This is a genomic window from Kocuria sp., assembly GCF_030530945.1.
GTDB lineage: Bacteria > Actinomycetota > Actinomycetes > Actinomycetales > Micrococcaceae > Kocuria.
This window is the reverse complement of the sequence record NZ_JAUMTZ010000001.1, coordinates 445,164-463,232: the sequence shown is the minus strand read 5'-3', so window position 1 is coordinate 463,232 and position 18,069 is coordinate 445,164. Positions and strand designations below refer to the sequence as shown.

The 18,069-nt window shown below is 72.8% G+C and carries 14 protein-coding genes; 3 read left to right on the top strand and 11 right to left on the bottom strand.

Going from position 1 to position 18,069, the window contains the following annotated elements:
* Positions 1-33: 33 nt before the first annotated feature.
* Positions 34-1,113 carry a helix-turn-helix transcriptional regulator gene (locus Q4A22_RS02105; protein ID WP_303176865.1) on the bottom strand — a complete coding sequence of 360 codons (1,080 nt, stop codon included), beginning with the start codon at positions 1,111-1,113 and terminating at the stop codon, positions 34-36.
* A gap of 69 nt (positions 1,114-1,182) precedes the next feature.
* The gene (locus Q4A22_RS02100) at positions 1,183-2,394 is read right to left on the bottom strand and encodes an acetoin utilization protein AcuC (protein WP_303176864.1); all 1,212 of its coding nucleotides are present in this window, start codon (positions 2,392-2,394) and stop codon (positions 1,183-1,185) included.
* 141 nt (positions 2,395-2,535) lie between these two features.
* On the opposite strand from Q4A22_RS02100, the gene Q4A22_RS02095 reads away from it, so the two are divergent.
* Together Q4A22_RS02095 and Q4A22_RS02090 are read left to right on the top strand one after the other, a co-directional pair.
* Positions 2,536-3,981, top strand: coding sequence for a TrkH family potassium uptake protein (locus tag Q4A22_RS02095; RefSeq protein ID WP_303176863.1), 1,446 nt, complete (start codon positions 2,536-2,538; stop codon positions 3,979-3,981).
* On the top strand, positions 3,974-4,642 hold the full coding sequence (locus Q4A22_RS02090; RefSeq protein ID WP_303176862.1) for a TrkA family potassium uptake protein: 669 nt from the start codon (positions 3,974-3,976) through the stop codon (positions 4,640-4,642). The genes Q4A22_RS02095 and Q4A22_RS02090 overlap by 8 nt, the downstream gene beginning before the upstream one ends.
* A 69-nt stretch (positions 4,643-4,711) precedes the next feature.
* Here the strand turns inward: Q4A22_RS02090 and Q4A22_RS02085 are convergent, their stop codons facing one another.
* The 7 genes from Q4A22_RS02085 to Q4A22_RS02055 form a co-directional block, all read right to left on the bottom strand.
* The gene (locus Q4A22_RS02085; protein WP_303176861.1) at positions 4,712-5,803 is read right to left on the bottom strand and encodes a YbdK family carboxylate-amine ligase; all 1,092 of its coding nucleotides are present in this window, start codon (positions 5,801-5,803) and stop codon (positions 4,712-4,714) included.
* A 49-nt stretch (positions 5,804-5,852) separates the two neighbouring features.
* Positions 5,853-6,692: a pyrroline-5-carboxylate reductase gene (gene proC / locus Q4A22_RS02080; protein WP_303176860.1), complete on the bottom strand. Its 840-nt coding sequence runs from the start codon at positions 6,690-6,692 to the stop codon at positions 5,853-5,855.
* A 326-nt stretch (positions 6,693-7,018) separates the two neighbouring features.
* Positions 7,019-7,819, bottom strand: a complete 801-nt coding sequence (locus Q4A22_RS02075) for a sugar phosphate isomerase/epimerase (RefSeq protein WP_303176859.1) — start codon at positions 7,817-7,819, stop codon at positions 7,019-7,021.
* Positions 7,816-8,796 (bottom strand): Ppx/GppA family phosphatase, encoded by a 981-nt coding sequence (locus Q4A22_RS02070; RefSeq protein ID WP_303176858.1) that lies wholly within the window; start codon positions 8,794-8,796, stop codon positions 7,816-7,818. The genes Q4A22_RS02075 and Q4A22_RS02070 overlap by 4 nt, the downstream gene beginning before the upstream one ends.
* Before the next feature lie 89 nt (positions 8,797-8,885).
* On the bottom strand, positions 8,886-11,843 hold the full coding sequence (gene topA, locus Q4A22_RS02065; protein WP_303176857.1) for a type I DNA topoisomerase: 2,958 nt from the start codon (positions 11,841-11,843) through the stop codon (positions 8,886-8,888).
* Between the two features lie 241 nt (positions 11,844-12,084).
* Positions 12,085-13,929: a methyltransferase gene (locus Q4A22_RS02060; protein ID WP_303176856.1), complete on the bottom strand. Its 1,845-nt coding sequence runs from the start codon at positions 13,927-13,929 to the stop codon at positions 12,085-12,087.
* A gap of 3 nt (positions 13,930-13,932) precedes the next feature.
* Positions 13,933-14,394, bottom strand: coding sequence for a pyridoxamine 5'-phosphate oxidase family protein (locus tag Q4A22_RS02055; RefSeq protein WP_303176855.1), 462 nt, complete (start codon positions 14,392-14,394; stop codon positions 13,933-13,935).
* Between the two features lie 70 nt (positions 14,395-14,464).
* On the opposite strand from Q4A22_RS02055, the gene Q4A22_RS02050 reads away from it, so the two are divergent.
* Entirely contained in the window at positions 14,465-16,795 is a 2,331-nt protein-coding gene (locus tag Q4A22_RS02050) for a DEAD/DEAH box helicase (protein WP_303176854.1), read from the top strand.
* A gap of 128 nt (positions 16,796-16,923) precedes the next feature.
* Here the strand turns inward: Q4A22_RS02050 and Q4A22_RS02045 are convergent, their stop codons facing one another.
* A complete protein-coding gene (locus Q4A22_RS02045) occupies positions 16,924-17,292 on the bottom strand; it encodes an Rv3654c family TadE-like protein (RefSeq protein ID WP_303176853.1) in 369 nt (122 codons plus the stop codon).
* The gene (locus tag Q4A22_RS02040) at positions 17,279-17,719 is read right to left on the bottom strand and encodes a TadE family type IV pilus minor pilin (protein ID WP_303176852.1); all 441 of its coding nucleotides are present in this window, start codon (positions 17,717-17,719) and stop codon (positions 17,279-17,281) included. Before Q4A22_RS02040 ends, Q4A22_RS02045 begins: the two co-directional genes overlap by 14 nt.
* Positions 17,720-18,069 lie beyond the last annotated feature (350 nt).

The following is an 18,069-nucleotide window of genomic DNA, read 5'->3' as shown; positions in this document are numbered from 1 at the left end:
CTCCTGCCGTCTTCGGGTGTCGGTGGATGGCCCTCAGTCGCGGCGCGAACCGCGACCCCTGCGCCGGAATCCCGTCAGAGTGGACAGCAGACCGCTCTGACGGCGGTGCGCCCCACCGCGGGGGCGCATCATCTCCTCGTTCCCGGGCGCCTCGATCTCCTCGAGGGCGTCACGGGTGTGGATGTCGCGGGGCTCGTCCTGCCGCTCAGCGGGGCGCTGCGCGGCCGATTCGGCGTGGACATCGTCACCCACACTAGCGGCTGCGCTCTCGGGGCCGGTTTCGGCCCCGCCCGCCGCGGCCGGTTCGACGACGCCGCCGCGCACCTCGTCCGCGCCGCCCACCTCCGCGGTGGAGGCCTCGGCCGTGGGCGCCTCTGCGGCGGGGGCGTCGGAGGCCGATGCGTCGGTGAGGTCCAGGTCCGCGGCGCCGGTGTCGTCGTCGAGCTCGGCCCCGGAGGTCTCGGTGATCTCGATCTCCGTGAGCTCCACCTCCACGGCGCCGGCCTCGCCGGCGGCCGCCCCTCCGGCGTCCGCCTCCCCCGTGTCCTGCTCCCCCGCCGGGGTTGCCGCGTCCACGACCTCGGCCGTCTCGGCCGTGAACCACGGCACGGACCGGGGCTGCGGCTCGGGGGTCGCTTCCGGCCCGGTGGTGCCCTCGGGCACGGTCTCCGGATCCGGGTCCGCCCCGGTGTCGAGCGGCGTGGCTTCCCCGAGGCCCTCGGGATCCGCCGCGGGCACACGGCTCGGGTTCGGCTCCTGCGCCTCGGGCGGGCGGGAGAGGTCCGGGGTCTCGGCACCCGGCTCCCGCTCGGAGACGGGCGCGTCCGCCGTCGTCGTCCCGTCCTGCGCCTGCGCGGTGGCCACGAGGTCGGTGAGCCACTGCACCACGGGGATGAACGGCTCCGCCACGATGCTGTAGAAACGCTTCTGCCCCTCCGCGCGGGTGGTGACCATCCCGGCGTCGCGCAGCACCTTCAGGTGCTTGGACACCGTGGGCTGGGAGACCCCGAGCTCCGTGACCAGGTCCCCCACAGGCCTGGCACCGCCGTGCAGGACCGCCAGGATGCGGCGACGTGTGGGGTCGGACAGCGCGGAATATGCATCGTGGGACATGGGAAACACCTTAGACGGACGGGCCGCGCCCGCCCCAATCGCCAGGCCCGCCCAGCACCGCGCGGCAGCTCAGTCGTACCAGGGATCCAGCCCCCAGTGGGGGAAGACCTCCTTGCGGGTGGCCATGATGCTGCGGTCGGTCTCGTCGTTCGGGTCGTAGCCGATCTCCCACGAGCGCCACCACAGGTCGATGTCGTCGCCCATGAACTCCGGGGGGTGGCCGCCGTAGGTCTCGCTCATGTACGCACGCCACGGCTGTGGCACGGGCGTGCTCAGCTCCACGGGGTGCCCGGAGGCCACCCCCACCAGGTGGGCCCAGGAGCGGGGCACCGCGTCGTGGCAGTCGTAGCCGCCGCCTCCCGTGGCGAGCCAGCGGCCCTCGCACAGCTCAGCCGCGAGGTCCGCCACGGCCAGGGCGATCTGGCGCTGGCCGTCCACGCTGACGCGCAGGTGGGTGAGCTCGTCCCGGAAGTGCGAGTCGCAGCCGTGCTGGGAGACGATCACCTCGGGGCGGAACTCGCGCGCGATCGGGGGCACCACGGCGTCGAACGCGCGCAGCCACTGGGAGTCGTCCGCGCGCGTGGGCATGGCCACGTTGATGGAGGTGCCCGCGGCCTCCCCCTCGCCGATCTCGTTCGCGAAGCCCGTGCCCGGGAACAGGGACAGGCCGGTCTCGTGCAGGGAGATGGTCATCACGCGCGGCTCGTCGTAGAAGATCGACTGGGTGCCGTCCCCGTGGTGGCCGTCCACGTCCAGGTAGAGCACCCGCTGGACGCCGTTGTCCAGCAGGTGCTGCACGGCCACGGCGCAGTCGTTGTAGACGCAGAAGCCCGAGGCCCTGTCCGCGGCCGCGTGGTGCATGCCCCCGCTGAAGTTCACCGCGTGGACCGCCCTGCCGGCGAGCAGGTCCGCGGCCCCCTGGTAGCTGCCGCCCACCAGGCGGGCACTGGACTCGTGGATGCCCACGTAGCCGGGGGTGTCCTCCGTGCCCAGGCCGCACTCCGGGATCTCCCGCGCGGGATCCTCCGAGACGGCTCGCACGGAAGCCACGTACTCCGGGGTGTGCACGAGCTCCAGCACGCCGTCCTCCGGGACCTCCGGCACCGTGACCCGCACGTTCTCCGCGGTGTCCAGCTCCAGCTCCCGCACCAGGCGCATGGTGGCGTCCAGACGTGTGGGGCTCATGGGGTGGTAGTCCCCGAAGTCGTACCGGAGCAGCTGGGGATCCCAGTAGACGCTGGTGGGGTACGGAGCGCCGTCGCCCGCTGTTGCAGAGGTCACACGACCATTAGACCACTCGGTGGGGGAGCTGTGGTGGCAGCGCACCGCGGCGGGGGATACTGGTGCTCGTCGTGCCGCACCCCGGGTCCCGGGACCGGCCGGACGCCGACCACCAGCCGTGGGAGCCTGCGAGGAGGTGCAGTGAGCGAACTGGAGATGCCGGACGCCGCGGAGGAGCACTCCCCGGAGGCGGCCAGCAGGGAACCCCTGGCCACCCGGGCCGTCCGTGGGGTCCGGGACTTCGTGGACAGGATCGCGAGCTCCTCCCCCGCCCGCCTGGCCGTGATCGTCTTCGTGATCGTGGACCTGGGCTTCGCCCTGCTGCTGTGGCTGCCCGTGGCCGCCAAGCCCGGGCAGAGCACGCACTTCGTGGACGCCGTGTTCACGGCCACCTCCGCGGTGACCGTCACCGGTCTCACCACCGTCTCCACCGCCGCCCAGTGGTCCGTGTTCGGGCAGGTGGTCATCCTGGTGGCCATCCAGGTGGGCGGTCTGGGCACCCTGACCCTCACCTCCATCCTGGCGCTCGCGATCGGGCGGAAGCTGGGGCTGAAGTCCCGGCTGATCACGCAGGACGCCCTGAACATCGGGCGGCTGGGCGAGGTCGGCTCGCTGCTGCAGATCATCGTGATCACCTCCGTGAGCATCGAGGTGGCCCTGGCCGTGGTGCTCTCCGTGGGCTTCCTCGCGGAGGGGGAACCACTCGGAACCGCCCTGTGGCACGGGGTGTTCTACGCGGTCTCGAGCTTCAACAACGCCGGCTTCACCCCGCACACGGACGGTCTGGTGCCGTACGACCACGCCGGGCCCACCGCCTGGCTCATCCTGCTGCCCGTGTGCGTGGGCGTGATCGTGGGATCCCTGGGCTTCCCCGTGGTGCTGGTGCTGCGCCAGGTGGGGTTCCACTTCAACCGCTGGAACCTCAACGCCAAGCTCACCGTGGTCACCACCGCCGCCCTGCTGCTGCTCGCGTGGGTGCTGTTCCTGGCCCTGGAGTGGACCAACCCGGCCACGCTGGGCACCAAGTCCGTGCCGGAGCGGATCTTCCAGGGCTTCTTCGCATCCGTGATGATGCGCTCCGGCGGGTTCAACCTGGTGGAGATGCCGGACACCTCCCAGGTCACCCTCCTGCTCACGGACGCCATGATGTTTGCCGGAGGTGGCTCCGCGTCCACCGCCGGGGGCATCAAGGTGACCACGCTCGCCGTCGTCTTCCTGGCGATTCTCGCCGAGGCACGGGGCGACCAGTCCGTGATCGCGTTCTTCCGCACCATTCCGGACTCCGTGCTGCGCATCGCCATCTCGGTGATCATGATGGGCGCGTCCGTGGTGCTGCTGGGCTCGAGCGTGATGGTGGCCGTGACGCACCTGCCGCTGGACCACGTGCTGTTCGAGGTCATCTCCGCCTACGCCACGTGCGGACTGAGCACGGGTGTCTCCGCGGCCTCCCCGGACGCCGGCAAGCTCGCGCTGTCCGTGATCATGCTCGTGGGCCGCATCGGCACCAACACCGTGGCCACCGCGCTCGCGCTGCGCTCCAGGCGGCGCCTGTACTCCTACCCGGAAGAGAGACCGATCATTGGCTAAGAACTCCTCACACGCCGCCCCCGTCCTGGTGGTGGGCCTGGGCCGGTTCGGCGCGGCCACCGCGCTGCAGCTCATCCAGCAGGGCCGCGAGGTGCTGGGCGTGGAGCGGGACGCGAGTCTCGTGCAGAAGATGTCCGGCCAGCTCACCCACGTGGTGGAGGCCGAGGCCACGGACATGGACGCCCTGCGGCAGATCGGCGCCGCCGAGTTCTCCTCCGCCGTGGTGGGGGTGGGCACGTCCATCGAGTCCTCGGTGCTGATCACCGCGAACCTGGTGGACCTGGGGATCGACCGGATCTGGGCGAAGGCCATCTCCCCCGCGCACGGCAAGATCCTCTCGCGCATCGGCGCGCACCACGTGATCTTCCCGGAGGCGGACGCCGGGCGCCGCACCGCGCACCTGGTCTCGGGCCGGCTGCTGGACTACATCGAGTTCGACGACGACTTCGCGATCGTCAAGATGTACCCTCCCCGCGAGACCCAGGGCTTCACGCTCGGGGAGTCCGACATCCGCTCCAAGTACGGGGTGACAGTGGTGGGCGTGAAGTCCCCCGGCGAGGACTTCACCTATGCCCGCCCGGACACCACCGTGAGCTCCCGGGACCTGCTGATCGTCTCCGGCCACGTGGACCTCATCGAGCGCTTCGCGGCCCGGCCGTAGCGGGGGACCACGCCTCCGCCCCCGGGGACGACGCCGCCGGGCCACCCCCGACCGCGCGTCCCGCGTGCCTCAGCGGCGGGGGTCCGCGGTCATGGCCCGCGTGGCCATGGCCATGACTCCGGGCAGCCCGGCCCGGGCGAAGGCGCGGCGCTGGCGCAGGGCCCCGTTGCCGTTGCGGACGATGCGCCGCACCCCGGCCTCCGCGAAGTCCCGGTCCGCGGCCGACGGGTAGTAGTCCCGCACGCGGTGCAGCAGCGAGTCCACGAGCCTCTCGCCGGGGACCAGCTCGGTGGTCGCCGGGTCCAGGACCCGGCCGCTCAGCCCCCAGCGCGCGGCCTGCCACAGGGCGATGTCCAGGTACTCCTGGCTGAGGGCCTCCGCGGGCGGGGCGTCCATCACGTGGTCCGCGAGCGCCCTGATCAGCACCGCGATGGCCACGGAGTCCTGCGCCTCGAGCTGCACGTCGCACGCGCGGATCTCCAGGGTCCCGTGCTTGTGGGACAGCCGGGCCAGCCAGCTGAGGGTGGAGGCGCTCTCCATGATGTCGAACGCGCTGAGCACGGCCACGCGCGCGTCGTGGTCCGCGAGGTCCCGGAAGTGCGGCGGGATGTCGTTGGCGATCCACCGGCGGTAGTGGATGGAGCGCCAGCTCTCGTACCCGGACTCGGCACCCCGCCACAGGGGCGAGTTGGCGCCCAGCGCCACGAGGGCGGGCAGCCAGGCGCGCAGCCCGTTGAGCGCGCGCACGGCGTCCTCCATGTCCGGGAAGCCCAGGTGCACGTGCATGCCGCTGATGTACTGGTCCGCGGCGACCGCCGGGGTGTACCCGGCGAGGCGCTGGTAGCGCTCGTTCGCGGTCACGTCCGCGGGTTCGGGGCGGATGTCCGGCGCGGCCGCGAGGCCCACCACGTCCATGCCCAGGGCGTCCGTGGCCTCGTGCAGTGCGGTGCGGAAGCCCACGAGCGAGTCCACGGCCCCGGCGGCGTCGTGGAAGACCGGGGAGGTCTCCTCGACCTGGCACGCGAGCCACTCCGGGGTGGCGGCCCCGCCGCCCGCCTCCAGGGAAACCAGCTGGGCGGACTGCTCCGCGGTGGGACGCGCCGGGAGCCTGTCCCCGCGGTCGATCAGGAGGAACTCTTCCTCGATGCCGAATGTGCTCATGGTGCTGCCGCCTTGCCTGGTCCTGTGGGGTGATCGTGGGGTGGCGGGCTCACGCTCCGCCGTGCTCCTGCTCCATCTGGTCCCCCTTGCGTGCGGAGGCCTCGGCGCCCGCGGCGACGATCTCCCGCAGGCCCTTCTCGTCGAACGTGGCGATGGCCTGCTCCGTGGTCCCGCCGGGGCTGGTGACCGCCTTGCGCAGTGCCGCGGGATCGGCGTCCTCGGGACTGAGCAGCACGCCCGCCCCGGAGACCGTCTCCTTGGCGAGCACGCGCGCGGTCTCCGCGTCCAGACCCAGCTGCTCGCCCGCGTGCTGCATGGCCTCGGCCAGGTAGAACACGTAGGCGGGACCGGAGCCGGAGACGCCCGTGACGGCGCGGATCAGGTGCTCGGGCACCTCCACCACGGTGCCCACGGCGGACAGCACGGCCTTCACGGCCTCCAGCTGCTCGGCCGTGGTGTGCTCTCCAGGGGTCACGGACAGCACTCCGCGGCCCACGCTCGAGGGGGTGTTCGGCATGCACCGCACCACCGGCTGCCCCTCCGGCAGCGCCCGCTGCAGTGCCTCCAGGGTGACACCGGCGGCCACGGAGACCACCACCGTGGCGGGGTCGAGTGCCGGGGCGACCTCCCGTGCCAGGTCCAGGACCGCGTACGGCTTCACGCCCAGCAGCACGATCCCAGCGCCGTCCACGGCCTCGCGGTTCGCGTCCTGGGACTCCTCGCCGGAGAGCACCGTCACGCCGGTGGACTCGCGCAGGCGCTGCGCGGACGACGCCGAACGGGTCGTCGCGCGCATGGTCCCCGGTTCCCTGCCGCTCTCCAGGACACCGCGCAGGATGGAGCCGTTCATGGAACCGGCACCCAGGAAGGTGAGGGTGGAGTCGCTCATCGGATCGGTCCTTTCGGGCCCGCAGCACCCGCGCGTTGCGGGACCGGGGTGGGGAACTGGGATGACGGGGCGGCCCGGCGCCGGGTGGACGCCGGAGGAACGTGGTACCGCCACTCGCTGGTGCGCCTGGCCGAGGGCGGTCCGGACGGGTGCCGGGCGCGGCCCTCTCCGACGGTACCGTGCCCCGACCACCCGCCGCGAGCACGGCGGGCACCGGTGCAGGCCCGTTGCCGCGCAGCCGGGGACCGCGGGCGGAAGGCACGGGCGGCGGTTCGGGCACCCGCGCACCGGAGGGGGCGCGGGCGGCGTCGTCCGGGACCCGCCGTTCAGACGGTCATGTGCCGGCGCGCGAACTCCAGGGACTGCGCGAGCCACTCGTCGCGCTGCTCCGGGCTCTCGGACTTGCGGGTGGAGACCTCCACGCCCACCACGCCCTGCCAGCGCTGGTCGCGCAGGTACTCGAGGGTCTCCGCGACGGGCTGGACACCCTGGCCCGGGAGCAGGTGCTCGTCCGCGAGGGTCTCCCCCGAGCCATCCGTGAGGTGCACGTGGCCCAGCCGCGTGCCGAGCTCCTTCACCGCGGCGAGCGAGTCCATCCTGGCGGTGGCGGCGTGGGAGAAGTCCCACGTGACCCACTCGTAGTCCTGGCCCAGCGGGCTGTAGTGCGGGGAGTAGACCACGGCCTCCCGCCCGGCCACGCGCCACGGGTACATGTTCTCCACGGAGATCTTGGTGCCGGTCATCCGGGAGATCTCCCGGACCCCGGCCACGAAGTTGCGGGCGTACTTGCGCTGCCACCGGAACGGCGGGTGCGCCACCACCACCTCCGCGCCCAGCTGGTGGGTGAGCTTGGCGGCCATCTGGATCTTGGTCCAGGACTTGCCCCACACCTGCTGGGTGAACAGCAGGGTGGGCGCGTGGATCGCGGAGATGGGGATCTGGTGCTTCTGCACGTTGTCCAGCAGCTGGTGGGTCAGCTGGCTCATCCGCTCGTGGGTGACCAGCACCTCCACACTGTCGTAGCCCAGGCGCCGGGCGGTCTCGAACGTCTCCGGCACGCCCTGCGGGTACAGGGAGCTCGTGGACAGGGCCACGTGGGGTCGGTAGGTCTCGGGTGACTCCGTCACGGGGTGCTCACCAGGTCCTTCGGGTTGACGGTGGAACTCGTGGCATCGCGCACCAGCCGGTCCATGCGGCGCAGGATGAGGCCCTCGCGCAGGGCCCACGGGGAGATCTGGAGGGTGTCCACGCCGAGCATGTCCATGGCGGTCTGCGCCACGACCGCACCGGCCACCACCTGCGCGGCGCGCTGGGCGGAGACACCGGGCAGGTCCGCGCGCTCGGCCACGCTCATGGCCTCCATGCGCCGGGTCCACAGCCGCAGGTCCTCCAGGTGCATCACCCGCGGCACGTACGGTCCTTGGGCGGAGGGTGCGGCGCCGCAGATCCGGGCGAGCGAGCGGAACGTCTTGGAGGTACCCACCACGAGGTGCGGGTGCCCGCCCGCCACGATCCGGTCCACCGCGGGGCGCAGCGTGGTGCGCACGTGCTTGCGCAGGGCCTTGACCCCCGCAGGGGAGGCGACCTCCGAGCCCGCCAGGTACCCGCGGTACAGCCTTCCTGCGCCCAGCGGCACGGAGGTGGCCACCGCGGGCAGGGCGTCGGTGCCGATCGCCATCTCGAAGGACCCGCCGCCGATGTCCAGGTCCAGGATCCGCCCTGCGCTCCACCCGAACCAGCGGCGCACCGCGGAGAACGTGATGGCCGCCTCCTGGTCCCCGGACAGCTCGGTGAGCGTGACCCCGGAGACGGACTGCACGTGCTCCAGCACCTGCGCACCGTTCGCCGCCTCGCGGATCGCGGAGGTGGCGAACGCCAGCAGGTCCTCCGCGCGGTGCTCCACCGCGAAGTCCCGGGCCTCCACCACGAACGCCGTGAGCAGGTCCCGGCCCTCGTCCGTGATCCGCCCCGCGTCGTCCTGGTGGTCCACCAGCCGCAGCCCCACCTTGTGGGACGCGTACGGCTCGGGGCGGGACCCGGGGTAGACGTCCAGCAGGAGCAGGTGCACCGTGTTGGACCCGACGTCCAGGACGGAGAGGCGCATGTGTGTTCCTTCGCTCGCGGGCGGAGCGGTCCCCCACGGACCGCCCCGGGGATTGCCGGGGCGGACGACGCCGCTCGCGCCGTCCGCGTTCAGCTCGTCTTCTTCGCGGGGGCCTTCCGGGTGCCCGTCCGGGAGGTGCCCGAGGAGGAGGTGCCCTTGGCCGTGGCGGTGCGCTTCGCCGTCGTGGTCCTGCCCTTCGTGCCCGCGCTCTTGGTGGTGCTCGTGGAGGTCTTGGACGCGGACGCCTTGGACGTCGAGGCCTTGGAGGTGCTGCGGGCCTTGCCGCGTGCCGGGGACTTGGCCGGCGCGGGGCCCTTGGCGCGCTTCTCCGCGAGCAGCTGGGAGGCGCGCGCGGCGGTGATCTGCTCGATCGCCTCGGCCCGCGGCACGGTCACGTTGGTCTCGCCGTCCGTGATGTACGCGCCGAAGCGGCCCTCCTTGATGACCATCCGCTTCTCCGTGAGGGGATCCGCACCCAGGTCCGCGAGCGGGGGCTTGGCCGCGGCGCGCCCGCGCTGCTTGGGCTGGGCGTAGATGGTCTTCGCCTCCTCCAGGGTGATGGTGAAGATCTGCTCCTCGGAGGAGATGGAGCGGGAGTCCGAGCCCTTCTTCAGGTACGGGCCGTAGCGGCCGTTCTGCACCGTGATGGTCTCCCCGTCCGTGTCCTCGCCCAGCTCCCGCGGCAGCGAGAGCAGCTTGAGGGCGTCCTCCAGGGTGATGTCCTGCAGGTTCATGGAGGAGAACAGGGAGGCCGTGCTCGGCTTGGGCTTCTCCACCTTCTTGGGCTTGGGCTTGCCGTTCTTGTAGTACTCGGTGGGGATCGCGTCCAGCTCCTCCTGGGTGGGCTCCGGAACGATCTCGGTCACGTAGGGCCCGTAGCGGCCGTCCTTGGCCACGACCGTCCGACCGGTCTGGGGGTTCACGCCCAGCTCCCGGCCGTCCGCCTTGCCGATCTCCATGAGCTCCCGCGCCTTGTCAGGGGTGAGCTCGTCCGGTGCGAGGTCCAGGGGTACGTTCGCGCGCACCGGGTCCGTGATCTCACCGGTCTCCGGGTCCACGGTGCCGCCGGACTCCAGGTAGGGGCCGAACTTGCCCACGCGCAGCGTGATCTCGTCCGTGATGGGGATGGAGTTCACGGCGCGGGCGTCGATCTCCCCGAGGTCGTCCACGAGCGGCTTCAGCCCGGGCTCCGAGGGGTTCTCCCCGAAGTAGAAGCCCTCCAGCCACTTGACCCGCTCGGCCTCGCCGCGGGAGATCCGGTCCAGGTCCTCCTCGAGCTCCGCCGTGAAGTCGTAGTCCACGTAGTCGGAGAAGTGCTCCTCCAGCAGACGCACCACGGAGAACGCGAGCCACGAGGGGATCAGCGCGGAGCCGCGCACCTGCACGTAGCCGCGGTCCATGATCGTGGAGATCGTGGCGGCGTACGTGGAGGGGCGCCCGATGCCCAGCTCGTCCAGGGTCTTCACCAGCGAGGCCTCGGTGTAGCGGGCCGGGGGCGTGGTGGTGTGCCCGTCCGCGGTGACCTCCGCGGCGTCCAGGGCGTCCCCCTCGGACATCACCGGCAGCCGCTTGTCCTCGTCCTTCGGAGCCTTCTTCCCCGTGTCCTGGGACAGCTCGGGGTTCACGTCCCGGCCCTCCTCGTACGCGGCCAGGAACCCCCGGAAGGTGATGACCGTTCCGGAGGCGGAGAACTCGGCGTCGGCCCCGGCGTGCTCACCGGCGGCGGAGGTGGCCGTGGCGCCCAGGCGGACGGTGGCGGTGTCCCCCTTGGCGTCCTGCATCTGGGAGGCCACGGTGCGCTTCCAGATCAGCTCGTAGAGCTTGTACTCGTCCACGGACAGCTGCGAGCGCACCTGGGAGGGTGTGCGGAAGGTGTCCCCGGCGGGGCGCACGGCCTCGTGGGCCTCCTGGGCGTTCTTGGACTTGGAGGCGTACACGCGCTTGGAGGCGGGCACGAACTCCGGGCCGTAGAGCTCCTTGGCCTGCGAGCGCGCGGCGTTGACCGCCTGGTCGGACAGCGCCACGGAGTCCGTGCGCATGTAGGTGATGTAGCCGTTCTCGTAGAGCCGCTGGGCCACGCGCATGGTGGTGCGGGAGGTGAAGCGCAGCTTGCGCGCGGCCTCCTGCTGCAGCGTGGAGGTGGTGAACGGGGCGGCGGGGCGGCGCGTGTAGGGCTTGGTCTCCAGGGAGCGCACGGAGAACTCGGCGTCCTGCAGCCCGGCCGCGAGCGCGGTGGCCACGGTCTCGTCCAGGGCGGCGGGGGCGTTCTGCCCGGAGGCCTTCAGCTCGCCGCGGTCCGTGAAGTCCTTGCCCGTGGCCACGCGGCGGCCGTCCACCGAGCTGAGCCGCGCACTGAACGGGCGCCCGGCGTCCTGGCCCTCGGGGCGGGAGAACTGACCCGTGAGGTCCCAGTAGTCGGCGGGCACGAACGCGATCCGCTCGCGCTCCCGCTGGACCACCAGGCGGGTGGCCACGGACTGCACGCGGCCGGCGGACAGCCCCGAGGAGACCTTGCGCCACAGCACCGGGGAGATCTCGTAGCCGTAGAGGCGGTCCAGGATCCGGCGGGTCTCCTGGGCGTCCACGAGGTCCTGGTCGATGTCCCGCAGCTGGCCGAAGCCGCGCTCGATGGCCTCCCGGGTGATCTCCGGGAACGTGAGCCGGTACACCGGCACCTTGGGCTTGAGCACCTGCATCAGGTGCCACGCGATGGCCTCTCCCTCGCGGTCCCCGTCCGTGGCGAGGTAGAGGGCGTCGGCGTCCTTGAGCTTGCGCTTGAGCTCGGTGACCTTCTTCTTCTTGTCCGGGTTCACCACGTAGTACGGGTCGAAGTCGTGCTCCACGTCCACCGCGAACTTGCCGTACGGGCCCTTCTTCATGTCCGTGGGCAGCTCGGAGGGCTGGGGCAGGTCCCGGATGTGGCCCATGGAGGACTCCACCTCGTAGGCGTCCCCCAGGTAGCCCGCGATCGTCTTCACCTTGGACGGTGACTCCACGATCAGCAGGCTCTTGCCCGTGCCGGCGTTCTTGGTGGCCTTCGGTGCCAAAGGTGCTCCTCGTCGTGACCCGTGGTTCGGGGCGGGTCTGTTGCTGGTGGTCGCCGTACCTTGCGGGAGCGGCGACCGGTGTGGTGCTCGTGGATCCAGGTGCTGCGCCCGCTTCCGGGACGTCAGCGTACGGTACGGGGATCACGGCACGGTAGGTCCTGCCTGGTGGACCCGACCGTGCACCGCGGTCCGGGGCGGGACACGGGGACCAGGATCACGGTCCCCGGCTCCGCCCTCTGCTTCAGTCTTGCACCTCCAGCAGGAAGCCGTGGACGATCAGCCCCTCGACCTCCCGCAGCAGCTGCTCCGCGGGGCCGTCCTCCCAGCCCAGCAGGGCCCCCAGCGCGGTGAGGATCTGCCCGGCGGCGAGCTCGCCGTCGCACACGCCCACGAACCCCGCGGCCTCACTGGAGAGGATCACGGAGCGCCGCAGCCCGGCACCCTGGCGCAGCAGGATCAGCGAAGGGTCCTCGGCACCCGGTGCGCCGTGGCGCTCCTCCGTCACGTCCGGCGCCACGGTGTAGGTCCGCCCCAGCCACGGGTGCCCGGCGGCCGTCGTCCCCGCGTTCTCGCCGAGCTGCGTGGCGGCCGTCTCCCGGGCCATCCGCACGGTCCGCTCCCACTCCGCGGCCAGCGCCGGGGCGATCGGCTGCTGGATCGGGTGCGGGACCGTCTCGAAGATCCGCGGCACGGACGACGACGCCGCGGCACCCGTCCCTGCCTCCTCTCCGGTTCCGGGGGTGGGTGCGTGCGCCCCGCCCGTGGCTTCCGGGCGGAGCGGTGACACGGCGGCGTCGCCCGCCGAGGTCTCGGCCGGGGCGTCGTCCGCGGGGCGCTGGAGCCACACCATGCCGAAGCCCACGGCGGCGACGTCGCGGGAGGCGAAGTCGTCCAGGTACGCGGCGTAGGCGCGGTCGAAGGCCTGCGGGTCGCGCTGCTGGGAGGCGTCCTGCAGCCAGGTCTCCGCGTACTCGCACGGGTCCTGCAGCTCGCGCTGGACGATCCAGGCGCCGGTGCCGCGCGGGATCCAGGAGTCGGGTCCGCGGGACCACGTGGCGGAGGGCTCCGCCTCCGGGTCGCGGGGGATCTCCCAGTTGGCCAGCAGGTGCGCGGTGCCACCGGGGTTCAGCACGGCGGGCAGTCCGCCCAGCAGGTCACGGACGATCCGGTCCCCGGGCAGCCCGCCGTCCCGGTACGTGAAGCGTTCCTCCTCCCGCTCGGCGGCGGAGCGCGGCGTGATGACGAACGGCGGGTTCGAGACCACCATGTCGAAGCGCTCCCCCGCCACGGGCTCCAGCAGGCTCCCTTTCACCAGGCGCACGCGCCGCTCCAGGTGCCGCGGGTCCACCGCGAGCGCGGCGGCGTTGAGGACCAGGTTGAAGCGGGTGGTGGCCAGCGCCCGGTCGGAGATGTCCGTGGCGGTGACGTGGTCGGCGTGGGCCAGCAGGTGGAAGGTCTGGATGCCGCACCCGGTGCCCAGGTCCAGGGCGCGCTCCACCGGCCGCCGCGGCGTGGACTGCACGAGTGTGGTGGAGGCTCCCCCGATGCCCAGCACGTGGTCCCGACGCAGCACCCCCGGGCGCTGGAACGCGCCCAGGTCGCTCGCGACGTACAGCTCCGCGGAGGAGTCCGTGGCGTACGGGCGCAGGTCCATGGCGGCGCGCAGCCACCCGTCCCGCTGCTCCGGTCCGTCCTGCTCCCGTCCGTCGTCCGCACCGGCCGCGGCCGTCTCCACCAGGCCGAGGCGCGCGAGACCCCGGGCACCCACGGCGGGCACGGCGGCGTCGAGAGCCGCGGTCTGCACCGGGTCCCCCAGCAGGAAGAACGCGACGAGGGCGGCGAGGGCGGGGTCCTGGTCACCGTGGCGTGCCAGGGCGCGGCGCGCCGGGACGGCCTGGTCCCGGGACCACGCGGACATGGCCTCCGCCCCCAGAAGCCCGCTCACGCGGTCCACCGTGAAGCCAGCGGCGGTGAGGTCCGCGTGCAGGGCGGCGAGCAGGGCGGAATCGTCCGAGCGGGGTGCGTCCGGCACCGCGCTGAACGGCGCCGGGCGGTCTGCGGTGTCCTGGGCGTGCGGGGAGACCACGGCTCAGCGACCCAGTCGGAACGCGCGGCCGGTGATGCGGGTGGGGGTGATCTCCACGACCTCGATCTTCTCCGTGTCCAGCCACGGCCGCAGCCCCAGCTCCTCCACGTGCGCGATCAGGTCCGGGTCCGTGACCATGGCCGCCGTGCCGCGGACCACCACCGAGTGCGCCTCGGCACCGGAGGTGCGGTCGATCTCCACCGCCACGTGCGGGTTCAGCTGCAGGTGCAGCACCTTGGTGCCCTTGGCGGAGCGGAAGTAGATGCGCTCGCCGTCGGCCACGATGTTCAGCGGGGTGATGTCGATCTCGTCCCCGTCGCGGGTGGCCAGGCGGGCGAACCGGGCCTGCTTCAGCAGCTCCCAGCTCTGCTCCTCGCTCAGCTCGGTCACGGGCGGGTTCTGTGCGGCGTCCTGGTGCCCGCGGGCGATGTTCATGGGGTGTGGGTGCTCGGCGTCGTTGCTCATGCCCTCCATGATTCCACGCACGGGCCGGACGGGTGAGGGGTGGGAGCGCACGGTGGAGGACAATGTCGGGGTGACGACGTCCCAGGAGATGGTGGACCTGCTCGGCCGCGGCCCCCGCCCCGAGCAGGTGCGCCACGTGCGCGAGATCCCGGAACGCGCCCCCGAGCACGCCCCGTGGCCACAGTGGCTGCACCCGGACGTCACCGCGGCGTACGAGCGGCTGGGCATCCACGAGCCCTACGCCCACCAGGTGGCCGCGCTCACCGCCCCGCGGCACACGATCGTGGCCACGGGCACCGCCTCGGGCAAGTCGCTCGTGTACCAGTCCCTCGTGCTGGACGCGGTGCACCGGGGCAAGCTCGCGGTGGCGCAGCGCCCCGGGATGCTGCACCACCCGGACGAGGCCACCGCCCTCTACATCTCCCCCACCAAGGCGCTCGCGGCGGACCAGCTCTCCTCCCTGCGCTCCCTGGGCTTCGACGACGTCCGGGCCGCCACCTACGACGGGGACACGGACCCCTCCGAGCGGCGCTGGATCCGCGAGCACGCGGACGTGATCCTGTGCAACCCGGACATGCTCCACCACGCGATCCTGCCCCACCACGCGGGCTGGTCCCGGTTCTTCCGGCGGCTGCGGCACGTGATCGTGGACGAGGCGCACTCCTACCGCGGGGTCTTCGGCTCCCACGTGGCGGTGCTGCTGCGGCGGCTCTCGCGAATCGCCGCGCACTACGGGGCGAGCCCGCGGTTCATCGGCGCGTCCGCCACGAGCGCGGCACCGCAGGAATCCTTCGCCAAGCTCATCGGTGCCGACCCCGAGGACGTAACAGCCATCACGCGGGACACCTCCCCCCACGGCTCCCGCACGGTGGTGCTCTGGGAGCCGGAGCAGTCCCCCGGCGGTTCCGACAACGGCGCCCCGCGACGCCGCACGGTCACCGCAGAGGCCTCCGACATGCTCACGGACCTGGTGCTGCGCCAGATCCGCACCATCGCGTTCATCCGCTCCCGCCGCGGTGCGGAGACCATTGCCCAGAACGCCCACCGGCAGCTGGAGGAGGTTGATCCGGCGCTGGGGCACAGGGTGGCGGCCTACCGCTCGGGGTTCCTGCCGGAGGAGCGGCGCGAGCTGGAGCAGCAGCTGCGGGACGGTCGCCTGCTGGGGGTCGCGAGCACGTCCGCGCTGGAGCTGGGCATCGACATCGCCGGGCTGGACGCCGTGCTGGTCGCCGGGTGGCCCGGGACCCGTGCCTCCTTCCTGCAGCAGATCGGACGGGCCGGCCGCGCGGGTCAGCACGCGCTGGCCGCGCTGATCGCCGGGGACGACCCCCTGGACGGCTACCTGGTGAACCACCCCGAGGCGATCTTTGACGTCCCCGTGGAGGCCACGGTCTTCGAGGCCTCCAACCCGTACGTGCTGGCACCCCACCTGTGCGCGGCGGCCGCCGAGCTGCCACTGCGCCCGGAGGAGCTGGAGCTGTTCGGGCCCACCGCGCGCGACGTGGTGGACTCCCTCACCGCCGCCGGCCACCTGCGCCGCCGCCCCACCGGGTGGTTCTGGACCCGCGCCGAGCAGCCCGCGGCCATGGTGTCCATCCGTTCCGGGGACGGGGGTCCGGTACAAATCATCGACTCCGAGACCGGGACGGTGCTGGGCACCATGGGTGCCCCGCAGTCCCACCACCAGGCGCACCCCGGAGCGGTGTACGTCCACCAGGGCAGGACCTACCTGGTGGACGAGCTGGACGAGGAGCTGCACGTGGCCGCGGTGCACCGGGCGTTCCCGGACTTCTACACCGTGGCCCGGGACGTCACCGAGGTGCGGGTGGTCTCTGAGGCCGAGTCCGCGCAGTGGGGCCCGGTGAGCATCCACCGCGGGGCCGTGGACGTGACCACGCAGGTGGTCAGCTACCAGCGCAAGCTCGTGGCCTCCAACGAGGTGGCCGGGGAGGAACCGCTGGAGCTGCCGCCGCGGCAGCTGTCCACCGCGGCCACGTGGTTCACGGTGTCCGGGCCGCAGCTGGCCGCCATGGGCATCGAGGAGCCGGACATCCCCGGAGCCCTGCACGCCGCGGAGCACGCGATGATCGGGCTGCTGCCTCTGCTGGCCTCCTGTGACCGGTGGGACGTGGGCGGGCTGTCCACCGCCCTGCACGTGGACACCGAGCTGCCCACCATCTTCGTGCACGACGGCCATCCCGGCGGTGCCGGCTTCGCCGAGCGGGGCTACGAGATGTTCCGGCGCTGGATCACGGCCACCCGTGACGCCATCGCCCAGTGCGAGTGCGAGTCCGGCTGCCCCTCGTGCGTGCAGTCGCCCAAGTGCGGCAACCGCAACAACCCCCTGGACAAGGCCGGTGCACTGAAGCTGCTCAACGGGGTGCTGCGCTTCGCGCCCTGAGCCCGGTAGGCGGTACTCGCACTGTGCCGTGGGCGCGCTCTCGGGGGACGCCACGGGGTCCAACCTGCGGATCGCACGGGGACGGACCGTGAGCCGCGCGGCGCCGTGCGACCGGCCACGCGCGGGCATCACGGCTCCCCCGGCGGCGGACCGGCCCGGGAGACCCCGCGGGCGGGGCCCAGGGGGGTCAGCGGGGGCGGCAACTCGATGGCCGCGGTGACGTCCACCGCGGTGTTCTGCGGCTCCACCACCGCGCACCGGCCCAGCTCCGCACCGTTCTCAGAGGCCACGCGGGCGGCCACCTCGCACGGGACGCCCGGCTGCAGGCCGCGGGCGACGTCCGCGGCCGCCAGCGCCGCGAGATCCGCCGCCTTGGCCGCGCGGTGGGTGGTGATCGCGGCCTGCACCACGAGGAGCAGCGCGATCAGCAGCGTGCACAGGACCGCGGCGAGGATGAGCCCGTGCACCGTCCCCGAGCCCTCGTCACGGTCCTGCACCGTCGGTCCCCTTCCCCGCCGACCCGGTGCCCGCTCCGACACGGGTGCTGGGTGGTCCGACGTCCCCGCCGCCTGCGGTGGCCTGGCCGCCGCCCACGGCGGACCCCGAGGCGCTCTCCACCGCAGCGCTCGCGTGGGCGTCGAGGCGCCACGAGCTCCACTGCCCCAGGACACCGGGGGCGGGTCCGCTGACGGTCACCGTCACCCGGTTCGCGTCCGCCGCGACCTGCACGGCCGCACTGGTCCCGGCCACGCCACGGGCGGTCTGCTCCACCACGGCGGTGTCCTCACCCCGGGCGGCGGCGCGGGCCGAGGCGCGCGCCGCCTCCTCGAAGCGCACGGTGGTCATCCCGGCCGCGGCAGCGGCCAGCAGCACCGCAAGCAGCAGCACGAGTGCGGGCATGATCACGGCGGTCTCCACGGTCACGGCGCCGCTGTCCGGGTCCGGTGGCCAGGTGGGTCCGTGCGGCCGCCCGGGAGTGTGCGGCCGGGCGGTTTCTACCGGCCGGGTGGGTCCTGGTCCTCTCATGGCAGGCACCTTTCGTGAGTTCTGGGCTCGGATTCGGGGCGCCCCACGGGACACCAGAGCGGGCGCGAAACCGGTACATCGCACAGCGCATCGGCTGCGCGCGGGGTCGAGGCACTCGGCGGGACGCCGAGCCGGGCGCCTAGGCCGGGGCCCGACGGGGTGCTGGGACCGGGCGCAGGGCTGAAACACCGGGCGGAGCTCCGGGCCAGGCGCAGGGTGCGGGGTGCTCGGCACGCAGCCGTGCACCC

Coding starts and splice junctions, on each gene's coding strand:
- Q4A22_RS02070 (WP_303176858.1), bottom strand. CDS start 8,796: ATGCGCCTCTCCGTCCTGGACGTCGGGTCCAACACGGTGCACCTGCTC.
- proC (WP_303176860.1), bottom strand. CDS start 6,692: ATGAGCGACTCCACCCTCACCTTCCTGGGTGCCGGTTCCATGAACGGC.
- Q4A22_RS02085 (WP_303176861.1), bottom strand. CDS start 5,803: ATGAGCACATTCGGCATCGAGGAAGAGTTCCTCCTGATCGACCGCGGG.
- Q4A22_RS02055 (WP_303176855.1), bottom strand. CDS start 14,394: ATGAGCAACGACGCCGAGCACCCACACCCCATGAACATCGCCCGCGGG.
- Q4A22_RS02105 (WP_303176865.1), bottom strand. CDS start 1,113: ATGTCCCACGATGCATATTCCGCGCTGTCCGACCCCACACGTCGCCGC.